Genomic DNA, 13,267 nt, shown 5'->3' on the forward strand with positions numbered 1-13,267 from the left:
TGGCCTGACGGCGGATAAGCTTATTTCACGATTTCAACGACTTTGCCGCGGACGATGTACAGGGTGATCGGATCGTCCTTCTTCATGCTCGACAACAAAATCGTATTCGCGCCTTGATGGACGTACACCTGAGGATGCAAATCGTACGTATTGTTCTCGTTCAAGGAAGCTCTGTTCACGTAAAGAATTGAAGAATTGTGATTCAGATACTGCTTGCTGATTGCCGGAATGATCTCGATGACCGTCTTGTCGTTCTCGTCCACGCGAATTTCGACGCGATCGTTCGCCTTGATCGAGGACAGCGAACCGATTACCGTATTCGATCTCGTTACCGTCGGAGCAGCCGGGTACGATTTCGTCACCGTCGCGCCGGCGTTCGTCAACACCTCGATGGAATTGGTCGCCGCGTTCACGGAAACCACCTTGCCGTAGGTGACCGGATAAGCTTTAATCTTGATCGGCGTTCTTCCTTTGAACGTGACGTTAAGCAGCTTCGTGTTCAATTGGTTCAAAGCGGTCAGGCTGATCGGATTGTCGTTCTCGTCCACGAGAGACAGCAGCGTCGTATTCAGGCTCCATTCCTCGAATACTCCGTCTGCCCGCTTGGCCCGCAGCTTGTTCAACGAGAGATCCACTCTGTCCAGCTCGAACTGAACCGTCTTCTGAACTTGAACGGCGATGACCGTGTCTTGCGTATTATAATCCATAAGTGCCGTGACCTTGTCGCCGACGCGAATATCCAGGTAGCTCGTCGAGGACGTTCCGTAGATTTCCGCCGCAAAATAGTTCGGATAAGGCAGCACGACTTCGTTTTTGTTATCTAGCTGAAGCTTCAGCGTCTTGGCCGACAGGTTGTTCTCCAGCACCGTCCCGGTATACTGGGAAACGACCGAAATGTACGCCGCGTTCGAGTTAGTGTAACCAACGTTGATCTTCTTGCCTTTGACGATGTATCTTACCGCGTCTTTCTTCGTGAGAACCGTTCCGTTCAGATCGAACCGGGTCGTATCGGTTAGAATGAGCGGAACCTTTTTATTCGCCGAATCCGTGACGATCAGAATGTCGTTATCCAGGTCGGCCGAGAACACGACCGCTCCGTTCAGGAAATTGACGGAACGGTTCTTGATCGTGATGATCGCGACTTTGCCGCTCTCGTTCAAGGTCATGGATACCGTATCGCCTTTGAACAGATCGTCCAGCGTCACGTTGGACAGCCCTTCAAGCTTAACGATGACGTTATCGGCCAAATCCTTGGCGCCAAGCTCGTTGTTGATGCGATACTGAATCGTCTTGCCCGCTTTGTCGACGAGGTTGATGACGCCCTCGACCGGAGGCTGAACCTTCTTCGTTATCGTAACGCTCGTCACCGAGCCCATCTTTACTTCATAGGAGACGGCGTCGCCCGCGACCAGCTGATCCAGCGTCAGGTTCGTGCCGTTGTGCTTGACCACCGCGTTCGCGTCGATCGGATAAGTATCCGATGTGCCGGCAGCGTCCTTCACTTGCAGCGTCAGACCGGTCACGTTAACGCTCTCGACCGTGCCGGCGCCGGACTTGTTCGTTACCGCTTTGTTTACCGTAAGCGACAGCAGCTTGCTCTCGGTCGCCACGTCGACGCCCAGCGTCACGGGCACGTTAACCGGGAGATCGGCGATCGTCAGCGATTGTCCGTTAATGTCCTTGATCGTCAAAGACGATTCGTTATAAGAGACGCTTTTCGGCTCGCCGTCGACGGAGACGGTCAGCTTGCTTTGCGCTTCGGACACGAGCAGCAGCGTTCCTTGGATGTTGGTCACCTTAGGCGTCTCGCTTGTCTGCTCCACGTAGCCGACTGTGCCGCTGGAAGTGCCGATGAGAATCACTTCGCCGTACAGCTTTAATGAAGAAATATCCGTCGTCTGCTCCGATCCGAATCCGTAGACGGAAGCGGTCGGGGACAGTGAGTAATCCTTAACTACGCCGTCGGAATGAAGCAAAGTCAGCTTGTTGCCCTCTACCCCGACGAGCGCCCCGGTCACTTGGCCGGCATAAGCGACGTCGATCTGGGATTGGGCGCGGCTGAACAGTGTGGAAGCCATCTCCCGAGTAACCGAGGCCGTCGGATCGAACTTGGTCGGCGTTACGCCGTTGACGAGTCCGAGCGCCACCGCGACGCTGACGTAGCCCTTCAGGCCGGCGTCGATCTGAGCGTCGTCGCCGAACGAGGTCGCTTGGCTCCCGGCTTCCTTGGCCGCCTGGTCTTTGCCGATCGCGCGCACGAGCAGCTTGGCCATCCATTCGCGCGTAGCGGGGCTGCTGCCCCATTCCTTGCCGCCGTCTTTTTTGACGAGCGCGATTTCTTCGTCGAGCAGCAAAATATTTTTTTGAACCGCAAGTTTTATGTAGGGTTTATAGTCGTCCTTGATGACCAGATCGCTTGGAAAAACGAGGGGATCCCCGATTTTCACTTCGTTGTCCACGCCCATGAATCTGAGCGCGATAATGACCGCCTCTTGGCGGGTCACCTTGTTGGCCGGATTGAACATGCCCGCCTGTTTCCCCGTTCCGCCCTTCAAAATGCCTTGCATCGCGAGCTTCGTAATGTGCTTCTCCGCCCAGCCCGGTTTGACGTCCGTGAAAATGGAAGCGGCGGACGCCGTTCTTTCCGTGTAGGAGACCCCCGAAAACACCAGCGATGCGGCGAGCAAACCGGTAATGCCTTTCGATAATCCTTTCTTCATCGTCAACCTGTCCCCTCTCCCGGAATATGAGCATGCCGGCCCCTAATAGGGCCGGACAGCTTATTGCAGATTCAATTGCATCTTGATTCCCGTCGCGATCGCCTGGGCTACGCGGTTTTGCAGTTCTTCGGTCCACAGCTTGGGCTCGTCGATGCTGCTGGACAAATAACCGGCTTCCAGCAAAATGGCCGGCATCGTCGTCTTCGTCGTCACGGCGAGATTAACGGAGTGCTTCCTGAAGCCGTTGTCCTTCAGTCCCGTCGCCGGAGCGAATAAGGAATGCATCAGTTGCGCGAACGCCTTGCTGTCTTCGCGGGTATAATAAGTTTCCGTGCCGTTCGTGTTCGGAGAAGTATGGCTGTTCGCATGCACCGATACGAAAATGTCCGCTTGAACGGAGTTGGCCAGCGTATATCTGTCCGTCAGCGTCGGGTACGTATCGTCCTCGCGCGTCAGGATCAGCTTGATCCGCTCCTCTCCCTCCAGAATCGCCTTCACTTTCAGCACGACGGCCAGGTTAAAATCCTTCTCCGCCTTCTTCGAGATGCTGATCGCGCCCGGGTCCGTTCCGCCGTGTCCGGCATCCAGAACGACCGTGTAGAGCGATTTGTCTTCCGGAGGACGCTTGAGCGCAATCGTGAGCGTGCCGGCGCCCGGATCGTTGCTCAGCTCGTAATCCCACGCTTGATTGAGGTCGAGCACGAATCTCGGCGCCTTCGTATCCGTTCCGAACATCGAATACCGAATCGAACGCAGCGCTTCGTGTCCCTCTACGGGAATATAACCTTCGTTCGTCAAGGAGAAGTCGACGGCGGGAACGAATTCCGGCGCGTATCTTCCGTTCGGAACGTCGATTACGATCCTTTTCGGATTGTCGAGCTTGAAATCTCGGGGAACGATAAGGCCATCGTATTTCAGCACGACGGATTCCGTCCCGGGATCGTAGTAAATCTCGTTCAGATTTCCCGTCACCGCAGGAGGAACGACGGTGCCCGGAGAAGTCTCTTCTCCCGATCCGCCGGAGCCTTCGCTTGGGTCGACGACCCCGATCAGGCCGCCGTCCGAAGGATCGGTCGGCTTGCCTCCGCTCTCGCTGCCGGGATCCGGCGTCGAAGGCGAATACATAAATACGGATTTAATTTGATTATCCCAGAAAACCTGAACGCCCAGAGATTCGCCAAGAAATCTTAAAGGGATAAGAGTAAAGTTGGATTTGATGAGCGGCGGCTTCGTCATCTGCATGGGGGTCCCGTCCAGATAAGCCGTGGGCTTGTCCACGGTCATGACGAGCTTCTTCTTGCCGTTGGATACCGTCACCTGTTTCTTGCTGTTGTCGTAGTCCACCTTGTATCCCAAGTTTTCGGTCGCGATGCGCACGGGCACCATAACCGTACTGTTCAGGAGAAACGGCGGTACTTGGGGCTCTAACTCCATGCCGTCCAAAATCAATTTGGGCGTCGGCGTCTCCGCTTTGGCGGCGTGCGCCATGCCCGAACTCAGGACCAGCATGCCGGCGACGACGAACAACAGGGAGAGCCACTTCTTCATGCTTCACCTCGATGTCTGAAAGATTTGCGAACGATGCCGATTTATGTAGAATTGCAGCGGCTTGTCCACGAATCATTAGACGTAGAAAAACATGAAAAGTTGCGTAACGGAGGAAAAAAAGACCCCTTGCCCCGAATTTTGCCGAATCGGAGACAAAAGGTCTTTTTTCTGCCTATTTCAGGCATCCGCGTCCGCAGTATTCGGCGTTAGACGACCGCGCTTGCGGCGCGGCGTTGTTCGTAGGCCGTAATGGCGGCTTCGTGCTGAAGCGTGAGGCCGATATCGTCCAACCCTTGCAGCAGGAAGTTCCGACGGTGCGCGTCGATCTCGAAAGGAATGTTCAAGCCGTCTTCGTCGGTAATGACCTGGTTTTCCAGATCGACGTTCAGCTTGTAGCCTTCTTTAGCTTCCGTGCGCTTGAACAGGTCGTCGACCTGCTCTTCGGTCAGCTTGATCGGCAGAATGCCGTTTTTGAAGCAGTTGTTGTAGAAAATGTCGGCGAACGACGGCGCGATGACGCAGCGGAAGCCGTAGTCCAGAATCGCCCACGGCGCGTGCTCGCGGGACGAGCCGCAGCCGAAGTTGGCGCGGGACAGCAGGACGGACGCGCCCTGGTAGCGGTCCTTGTTCAGGCTGAATTCCGGAATGACGTTGCCCTGCTCATCCCATCTCCATTCGAAGAACAGGAATTGGCCGAACCCGCTTCTTTCGATTCTTTTCAGAAATTGCTTAGGAATAATGGCGTCGGTATCTACGTTAACCCGGTCGACCGGGGCGACAAGTCCGTTCAGTTGTACGAATGCTTCCATGTTCGTGATCCTCCCCTTACGCCGTTACTTCGGCTTTGAAATCCCATTTGCGCACGTCTACGAAACGGCCTTGGACGGCGGCTGCCGCTGCCATCTCCGGCGATACGAGGTGCGTGCGTCCGCCGCGGCCTTGACGGCCTTCGAAGTTCCGGTTGGACGTCGAAGCGCAGCGTTGGCCGGGCTGAAGAACGTCGGGGTTCATCGCAAGGCACATGCTGCAGCCCGCGTCGCGCCATTCGAATCCGGCTTCGACGAAGATCTTGTCGAGACCTTCCTTCTCGGCTTGGATCTTGACGCGTCCGGAGCCCGGCACGACGATCGCGGTCACGTTCGGGTTGACCTTGTAGCCGCGCGCCACGGATGCCGCAGCCCGCAAGTCTTCGATGCGTCCGTTCGTGCAGGAGCCGATAAACACGTAATCGATCTCGATGTCCGTCATCGGCGTACCCGGCTTAAGGCCCATGTACTCGATCGCGCTCTTGGCGGCTTTGCGCTCGTTCTCGGTCGGCAGCTCTTCCGGAACCGGTACGGAATCGGTAATGCCTGTACCCATGCCGGGGCTCGTGCCCCAGGTCACTTGCGGAATGAGCGTCTCAACGTCGAAGTCGAGCGTCAAATCGAACTCGGCGCCTTCGTCCGTGCACAGCGCTCTCCACTGCTCGACGGCTTTATCGAACGCAGCGCCTTGAGGAGCGTATTCGCGTCCGCGCAAATATTCGAAAGTCGTTTCGTCCGGAGCGATCAGACCGGCGCGAGCGCCGGCTTCGATGGACATGTTGCAGACGGTCATCCGCTCTTCCATCGTCAACCCGCGAATCGCTTCGCCCGTATATTCCATCACGTAGCCTGTGCCGAAGTCCGTGCCGTACTTTGCGATCAGACCGAGAATCATGTCTTTGGCGGTAATGCCCGGCTTGCGTTTGCCGTTGAAGCGGATGCACATCGTTTTCGCCTTGGCTTGCTGCAGACACTGCGTCGCGAGAACGTGCTCGACTTCGCTCGTGCCGATACCGAAAGCAAGCGCGCCGAACGCGCCGTGCGTGGATGTGTGGCTGTCGCCGCACACGATCGTCTTGCCCGGGTGAGTCAGGCCGAGTTCCGGTCCCATAACGTGAACGACGCCTTGGTCGATCGTGTTCAAGTCGTACAGCTTGACGCCGAACTCTTTGCAGTTCGCCGTAAGCGTATCGACCTGCTGTTTGGAGATCGGATCGGAAATGTTGAAGCGGTCTTTCGTCGGAACGTTGTGGTCCATCGTCGCGAACGTCAATTCCGGCCGTCTTACTTGGCGTCCGGACAAGCGCAAGCCTTCGAACGCTTGCGGGGAAGTAACCTCGTGCACCAGGTGAAGATCGATATAAAGGATGCTAGGTTTTCCTTGCTCCGATACGATCTCGTGGTTTTCCCAAATTTTCTCGAACATCGTTTTTTTGCTCATCTGTTGTTCACCCCAAAAGTTCTCTTTAGCTTGCTCTTATCTTAACATTTCGTCTATCATTGTTCCAAGATATAATATCTATAAGGTTAATTGTTCCAGACTATAAAGGAGGGCTCAAGATGGAGTTCCGCCAGCTGCAATACGCCATCCAAATCGCGAACGAAAGAAACTTCTCGCGCGCCGCCGAGAAGCTGCACATCGCCCAACCGTCCCTTAGCCAGCAGCTGTCCAAGCTCGAGAAGGAGCTCGGCGTGCTGCTGTTCAAGAGAAGCACGAACTCGGTCGAGCTGACGCACGCGGGCGACGTGTTCGTCAAGAAAGCGCAGCAGATCGTCGATATGGCCGACCAGCTGCGCCGCGAGATGGAGGACATCGCCGACATGCGCAAAGGCCGGCTCGTCGTCGGCAGCCTCCCGATGACCGGCGCCCACGTGCTGCCGCACGTTCTTCCCGTTTTCCGCGAGGCCTACCCCAACATCGAAATCGTGCTCATCGAAGAGACGACCCGCCAGTTGGAGCAGTTGACCGCCAGCGGCGGTACGGACGTCAGCCTGCTCTCGCTTCCGCTGATCGAGCCTTCGCTCGCCTATCTTCCCGTCATCGAGGAAGGCATCTGCCTCGCCGTGCCTCCCGACCACCCTCTCGCGCATCCGCAGTACCGGGACAAGGAAATTTCCGTCGGGCTGCTGAAGGACGAGCCGTTCGTTCTTTTGAAGAAAGGCCAAGGTTTCCGCCTGATCGCGCACGATCTGTGCGCCGCGGCCGGCTTTGACCCACGAGTCGTTTTCGAGAGCGCCAACATCGACACGGTCCAGTCGTTGGTCGCCGCCGGGATGGGCGTCGCCTTCCTGCCCAAGATGGTCACTCGCAGCGACTGGCCCGGCCGCGCCCCGGTATACCTGCAATTGGAGGGCCGTCCGACGCGTACGCTGGTCATCGCCTATCGCAAAGGACGCTATCTGTCCAACGCGGCCGAGGCTTTCATCTCGACGTTCCGCTCCACGTTCGACAAGATCGATATGGGCAAATAACGGGGACGGTTGGCGGGGACGGTCAACCGTTGATCCGGTGGCTCGGCATTGCTCGGAGACCGCTAACGGTCCAGCAGACCGTTAATCCGCCGATTCACCGCCGCGAGGAACCGCTAACGGTCCGGCAGGCCGTTAATCCGCCGACTCACCGCCGCGAGGAACCGCTAAAGGTCCGGCAGACCGTTAATCCGCCGATTCACCGCCGCGAGGAACCGCCAACGGTCCGGCAGACCGTTAATCCGCCGACTCACTGCCGCGAGGAACCGCTAACGGTCCAGCAGACCGTTAATCCGCCGACTCACTGCCGCGAGGGACCGCTAACGGTCCAGCAGACCGTTAATGCGGCATCCGACAGCGAGGAAATCGCGTATGGACGCCCCTCACTCGTACAATTCGGGTCTGCGGTCGGCGAATACCGGGATGCGGCCGCGCACCTCGTCGACAAGCGCAAGATCGATGTCGGCGACGAGAATCGTCTCCCGCTCCTCCGCTTCGGCCAGCACTTCTCCCCAAGGATCGATGACCATCGAGTGGCCGAAGAAGCTGGAGCCTCCGCTTTCTCCGACTGTATTGCAGGAGACGACGAACATCTGGTTCTCGATCGCCCTGGCCTGCAGCAGCGTGCGCCAGTGATGCAGTCGAGGATGCGGCCACTCCGCCGGGACGATCAACAGCTTCGCTCCGCCCAACGCCAGCTTGCGAGCCAACTCGGGAAAACGGATGTCGTAGCAGATCATCGCCGCCGCCTGAACGCCTTCCAGTTCGAACGATCCCGCCGCCCCTCCCGCTTCCAGATGCAGATGCTCGTTCATCAACTGGAACAGGTGGATTTTGCTGTATTCGGCGATATTGACTCCCGTCCGATCGAACGCGTGGATCGTGTTCGTCACGCCTTCGCCGCGTAGCTGCGCGATCGATCCCGCGAGCACGTTGACGCCGTGACGGCGGCAAAACTCCGACACGAGCTTCTTCGTGCGCTCTCCGTCCGGGTCCGCCAGGTTCCGAATTTCCGTCAGGGCGTACCCCGTGTTCCACATTTCGGGCAGCACGATCAAGTCCGGCTTCGGATCGAGGGCGGCCGCCTCTTCCAGCTTCCGCTCCATTTTGGCGAAGTTCGCTTCCGTATTCCCCGCTTCTATATTCATCTGAACTAACGCAATCCTTAATTGGGTCACCGTTATCCACTCCTGTACACGTCCATAATGGAGACTGTCGACGGAACGAGGCTGTCCGCCATGAATCGCAGGCACCGGCCGATCGTGAAGCACGGTCCTTGAGCGACAGTCGCTTATGTCCTCCATCGTACTGCATCCTCCCCGTTCCGGCAACCGCGCCCAACTTCCCCCCCCCCCCGCCGCCGAGTTCCAAGCTTCCTCCAGCATTCTACCGCCGCCGATCCCATGGACTTCCAAGCCCTTGCCGCCTCCAATCCGATGCTCCTTCCGGTCCTGAGCCTCACCCGCTGTATTCTGCCTGCTCCGTACCACCTCCGCTCCCGCGCCTCCCCGAGCGTTCTCGCCATACGCTCGCAACAATCCCCACAATTCCGCCTTTCTATCTCTGATTTTTCCACAAAAAAAAAGCCCTCATCCGTTGCCGAGCCGATGTCGTTATGCTACATTCATCCTATTCCAATTCTAAGCATGACGGAGCGTGACGATCGAGCATGAGTGTCAAGTTTACCCCTGCCAAGCGGATGCAGGCTTTACCGGAACAATTTTTCGCGGCGCTGGTCGCCAAAGCGAACGCGCGCGCCGCTACCGGCAGCGACGTCATCAATCTCGGACAAGGCAATCCCGATTTGCCGACTCCGCGGAACGTCGTGGAACGGCTGAAAACCGCTTCTGAAAACCCGTTGTACCACAAATATCCGCCTTTTCGCGGTTTCCCGTTTTTGAAGCAAGCCGTCGCCGAGCGCTATCTGGCGGATTACGGCGTCGAGTTGAATCCCGAGACGGAAGTTGCCGTCCTGTTCGGAGGCAAATCCGGCCTGATCGAGATCAGCCAAATCTATCTCGATCCGGGCGACGTCTGCCTCGTGCCCGATCCGGGTTATCCGGATTACTGGTCGGGTGTCGCGCTCGCGGGCGCGGATATGAGCTTCATGCCGCTGATAGAGGAGAACGATTTCCTTCCCGACTACGAAGCGATTCCGACCGGCGCCGTCGATCGCGCCAAGCTGATGTTCCTCAACTACCCGAACAACCCGACGGCTGCGACGGCCACTCCTGAATTTTACGAACGGACCGTCGCGTTCGCACGCAAGCACGGCATCGTCGTCGCCAGCGACTTCGCCTACGGGGCGATCGGCTTCGACGGCAACCGTCCGGTCAGCTTCCTGGAGACGCCGGGAGCCAAAGAGGTGGGCGTCGAATTTTACACGCTGTCCAAGTCGTACAATATGGCCGGCTGGCGCGTCGGCTTCGCCATCGGCAACGCGGACATTATCGAGCAGATCAACCTGATTCAAGACCATATGTACTGCAGTCTGTTCGGCGGCATCCAGGAAGCCGCGGCGGAGGCGTTGACCGGCCCGCAGCAATCCGTTCGCGACCTCGTGGCGACTTACGAGAGCCGCCGCAACGCCCTGTACGGAGCGCTGGACGAAATCGGCTGGAAAGCGACGAAGCCTGCGGGTTCCTTCTTCTGCTGGCTGCCCGTCGCCCAAGGCCACACGTCGATGTCGTTCGCCAATCTGCTGCTGGAGCAAGCGGACGTCGTCGTCGCTCCCGGCTCCGGCTTCGGCGAAAGCGGCGAAGGCTACGTCCGGCTCGGCCTGCTGACAAGCGAGGAGCGGCTCCGCGAGGTTGCCGCAAGAGTCGGACGGCTCGGGCTGTTCTAAGCCGCCTCCCCCGCCGTCCGTTCCTTTACAACCCTTGCGGCGCATGGTATTCTTAGGATATTCGAGCGCCGGGGCGACCGGCGGATCATAACAACGCAATGACGGGAAACGAAGCGGAACCGGGCTCGCGCAGAGAGCAAACTCCTTGGCTGAGAGAGTTTGCCTGGCCCCCCGCCTCCCCCATCCCCGAGCGGACGGCGACGAGCCGGACAGCGCCCGCTGTTATCGGGAGCATGAGAGGACGGATGCCTCTGTATTCAGGCGCCGTCAACGAAGGTGGTACCGCGGAAGATGAGCTTTCGTCCTTTATGGGGCGGGAGTTTTTTTTATGGCTTGATTGGAGGTTGAACGCATGGGCAAACGAATCATAGTCAAAATAGGCAGCAGCTCCCTCACCTCCGAGCAAGGCGGATTAAACCGCGCGCAGGTGAAGTTTTTCGCGGACGAGCTGGCCTCGCTGCACGGCGAGGGCCACCAGGTGCTGCTCGTCACGTCCGGAGCGATCGCCGCGGGGTTCCGCCGCCTCGGCTATACGGAGAGACCAAAGCTCGTGCACGAGAAGCAGGCGGCCGCATCCGTCGGCCAGGCGCTGCTGATGCAGGCTTACCAGGAAGCGCTGGGCGCAAGCGGCATCGCGGCCGCGCAAATTCTGCTCACCCGGCCGGACTTCAGCAACCGGGGACGGGCGCAGAACGCCACGAGAACGATCGAGGAGCTGCTGAAGCAGCGGGCGATCCCGATCATTAACGAGAACGACACCGTCGCCGTCGACGAGATCAAGTTCGGGGAGAACGATTCCCTCTCCGCGCTCGTCGCCAATCTGGTCAAAGCCGACGGCTTGTACATTCTGACCGACATGGACGGATTGTACACGGGCGATCCCCGCAAAATGCCGGAAGCCGAGCGCATAGAACGCGTCGAGGCGCTCACCGAAGAGCTGTACCGGATGGCGGGAGGAGCCGGCTCTTCCGTCGGCACCGGCGGCATGCGCTCCAAGCTCGACGCGGCGCGCATCGCCATGCGGGGAGGCGTTCCGCTGTTCGTAGGACGGGTATCCGAAGCCGGAGATTTGATGGCGGCCGCAGCCGGAGTCGGCAAGGGCACTTATTTCGCCCCTTCCCTCCACTCCCTGTCCGCGAAGAAGCATTGGGTCGGGTTCCTGTCCGATCCGCAAGGAAGAATCGTCGTCGACGCCGGAGCGGAAGACGCGCTGTTGAACCGGGGAAGCAGCCTGCTCCCCGCCGGCATTACGGCGGCGGAGGGAGATTTCCACCCCGGGGAAGTCGTCGAGGTCGTCAGTCAAGACGGCCGCGTGCTCGGCAGGGGCATCACGAATTACGCCCTATGGCAGATTACCGCAGTAGCCGGCTTATCCACCGACGAAGCGCGCAAACGCGTCGACGTCGCCCGCATCGAAGTCATTCACCGCGACGAATGGGTCGCATCCACGATCGTAAAGGAGGCTCACGCACATGAGTGAAGTCGTAACGAAAGCCAAGGCGGCTCGGGAAACGACCGCCGCGTTGAATAACCTGACTACCGAGCAGAAGAACGAGGCCCTGATTTTAATCGCGGACTCCCTGCTTGCCGCTGAAGACCGTCTGCTCGCCGCGAACGAGGAGGATATCGTCCGCGGGCGCGCCCAAGGCACGTCGGAATCGCTGCTCGACCGGCTGAAGCTGACTCCGCAGCGGCTGCAAGGCATCGCCCAAGGCGTCCGGGAAGTCGTCGAGCTGCCCGATCCGGTCGGCGAAACGCTGCAGTCGTTCGATCGTCCGAACGGGTTGTCCATCGAACAGAGGCGCGTGCCGCTCGGCGTTATCGGCATGATCTACGAAGCGCGGCCCAACGTCACCGTGGACGCCGCCTCTCTCTGCCTGAAAACCGGGAACGCCGTCGTGCTTCGCGGCGGTTCGGCGGCGCTCTCCTCCAATCGCGCCATCGTCGAGGTCATGCGCGAGGCGCTGTCGCGCTCGGCCCTTCCCGCGGACGCGCTGCAGCTGATCGAGGATTCGGACCGCAAGTCGGTCGACGAAATGCTGAAGCTGAACGGCTTGCTGGACGTCATCATTCCGCGCGGAGGCGCATCGCTCATTCAGAACGTCGTGCAGAATGCGACGGTGCCCGTCATCGAGACGGGCGCGGGCATCTGCCATACGTTCGCGGATGCGAGCGCGGACTACGCGATGACGGAAGCGATCGCCCTGAACGCGAAGGTTCAGCGTCCGTCGGTGTGCAACTCCATGGAGACGCTGCTGCTGCACGAAGCGTTCGCGGCCGAGCATCTGACCGCCCTTGCCGACAAATTCACGCAAGCCGGCGTCAAGCTGAAAGGCTGCGAAGCCTCCCTCAAGCTCGTTCCGTCGATCGATACGGCAACCGCGGAAGATTACGCCACCGAATACAACGACTACATTTTGAACCTGAAAATTGTAAAAGATGTAGACGAAGCGCTCGCCCATATTCGCAAGTTCGGAACGCAGCATTCGGAGTGCATCGTGACGGAAGACCCCGGGAACGCCGAGCGCTTCCTGCAGGAAGTCGACGCCGCCGCCGTCTACCATAACGCCTCCACCCGCTTCACCGACGGCTTCGAATTCGGCTTCGGCGCCGAAATCGGCATCAGTACGCAGAAGCTGCACGCGCGCGGTCCGATGGGACTGCCCGCCCTCACTTCGACGAAATACCGCATTGTCGGTTCGGGTCAAATCAGAGCTTAGGAGCGTGCAACGGAAAATGACGAATTCAACCTCTTCCCCCCTGCGGGGAGTTCGACTTTGCTTTTACGGGGCCGGCTCGATGGCGGAAGCGATTTTGCGCGGCCTGGTCGAGCCCAAGCTGGCCGAACCGGGCAGCATCTCCGTCATGAACCGGCAGAA

At 58.9% G+C, this 13,267-nt stretch carries 9 protein-coding genes; 4 read left to right on the forward strand and 5 right to left on the reverse strand.

Annotated features, from left to right (window positions below; all coding sequences use genetic code 11):
* Positions 1-20: 20 nt before the first annotated feature.
* The 4 genes from ACESLM_RS03885 to leuC all read right to left on the reverse strand — a co-directional run bounded on the left by ACESLM_RS03885 (position 21) and on the right by leuC (position 6,515).
* A complete protein-coding gene (locus tag ACESLM_RS03885; RefSeq protein ID WP_372630056.1) occupies positions 21-2,720 on the reverse strand; it encodes an S-layer homology domain-containing protein in 2,700 nt (899 codons plus the stop codon).
* A gap of 60 nt (positions 2,721-2,780) precedes the next feature.
* Positions 2,781-4,268, reverse strand: coding sequence for an N-acetylmuramoyl-L-alanine amidase family protein (locus ACESLM_RS03890; RefSeq protein WP_372630057.1), 1,488 nt, complete (start codon positions 4,266-4,268; stop codon positions 2,781-2,783).
* Between the two features lie 206 nt (positions 4,269-4,474).
* Complete coding sequence (gene leuD / locus ACESLM_RS03895) at positions 4,475-5,077, reverse strand: 3-isopropylmalate dehydratase small subunit (RefSeq protein ID WP_372630058.1); 603 nt, start codon at positions 5,075-5,077, stop codon at positions 4,475-4,477.
* 16 nt (positions 5,078-5,093) lie between these two features.
* A complete protein-coding gene (gene leuC / locus ACESLM_RS03900) occupies positions 5,094-6,515 on the reverse strand; it encodes a 3-isopropylmalate dehydratase large subunit (RefSeq protein WP_372630059.1) in 1,422 nt (473 codons plus the stop codon).
* A gap of 119 nt (positions 6,516-6,634) precedes the next feature.
* On the opposite strand from leuC, the gene ACESLM_RS03905 reads away from it, so the two are divergent.
* Positions 6,635-7,546 (forward strand): LysR family transcriptional regulator, encoded by a 912-nt coding sequence (locus ACESLM_RS03905; RefSeq protein ID WP_094042694.1) that lies wholly within the window; start codon positions 6,635-6,637, stop codon positions 7,544-7,546.
* A gap of 380 nt (positions 7,547-7,926) precedes the next feature.
* On the opposite strand, the gene ACESLM_RS03910 is transcribed toward ACESLM_RS03905, so the two are convergent.
* Positions 7,927-8,727, reverse strand: a complete 801-nt coding sequence (locus ACESLM_RS03910; protein WP_372630067.1) for a carbon-nitrogen family hydrolase — start codon at positions 8,725-8,727, stop codon at positions 7,927-7,929.
* A gap of 485 nt (positions 8,728-9,212) precedes the next feature.
* Between ACESLM_RS03910 and ACESLM_RS03915 the strand changes: the two genes are divergently transcribed.
* The 3 genes from ACESLM_RS03915 to ACESLM_RS03925 all read left to right on the forward strand — a co-directional run bounded on the left by ACESLM_RS03915 (position 9,213) and on the right by ACESLM_RS03925 (position 13,108).
* Positions 9,213-10,388, forward strand: coding sequence for a pyridoxal phosphate-dependent aminotransferase (locus ACESLM_RS03915; RefSeq protein ID WP_372630060.1), 1,176 nt, complete (start codon positions 9,213-9,215; stop codon positions 10,386-10,388).
* Positions 10,389-10,740: 352 nt separating this feature from the next.
* Positions 10,741-11,868 (forward strand): glutamate 5-kinase, encoded by a 1,128-nt coding sequence (gene proB, locus ACESLM_RS03920; protein ID WP_372630061.1) that lies wholly within the window; start codon positions 10,741-10,743, stop codon positions 11,866-11,868.
* On the forward strand, positions 11,861-13,108 hold the full coding sequence (locus tag ACESLM_RS03925) for a glutamate-5-semialdehyde dehydrogenase (RefSeq protein WP_372630062.1): 1,248 nt from the start codon (positions 11,861-11,863) through the stop codon (positions 13,106-13,108). The genes proB and ACESLM_RS03925 overlap by 8 nt, the downstream gene beginning before the upstream one ends.
* The last annotated feature ends 159 nt before the right edge of the window (positions 13,109-13,267 follow it).

This window comes from Cohnella sp., from assembly GCF_041641335.1.
Taxonomy (GTDB): domain Bacteria; phylum Bacillota; class Bacilli; order Paenibacillales; family Paenibacillaceae; genus Cohnella.

Excerpts from the sequence above, each read along its gene's own strand:
- ACESLM_RS03885 (WP_372630056.1), bottom strand. The coding sequence starts at position 2,720 with ATGAAGAAAGGATTATCGAAAGGCATTACCGGTTTGCTCGCCGCATCG.
- ACESLM_RS03890 (WP_372630057.1), bottom strand. The coding sequence starts at position 4,268 with ATGAAGAAGTGGCTCTCCCTGTTGTTCGTCGTCGCCGGCATGCTGGTC.
- leuD (WP_372630058.1), bottom strand. The coding sequence starts at position 5,077 with ATGGAAGCATTCGTACAACTGAACGGACTTGTCGCCCCGGTCGACCGG.
- leuC (WP_372630059.1), bottom strand. The coding sequence starts at position 6,515 with ATGAGCAAAAAAACGATGTTCGAGAAAATTTGGGAAAACCACGAGATC.
- ACESLM_RS03905 (WP_094042694.1), top strand. The coding sequence starts at position 6,635 with ATGGAGTTCCGCCAGCTGCAATACGCCATCCAAATCGCGAACGAAAGA.
- ACESLM_RS03915 (WP_372630060.1), top strand. The coding sequence starts at position 9,213 with ATGAGTGTCAAGTTTACCCCTGCCAAGCGGATGCAGGCTTTACCGGAA.
- proB (WP_372630061.1), top strand. The coding sequence starts at position 10,741 with ATGGGCAAACGAATCATAGTCAAAATAGGCAGCAGCTCCCTCACCTCC.
- ACESLM_RS03925 (WP_372630062.1), top strand. The coding sequence starts at position 11,861 with ATGAGTGAAGTCGTAACGAAAGCCAAGGCGGCTCGGGAAACGACCGCC.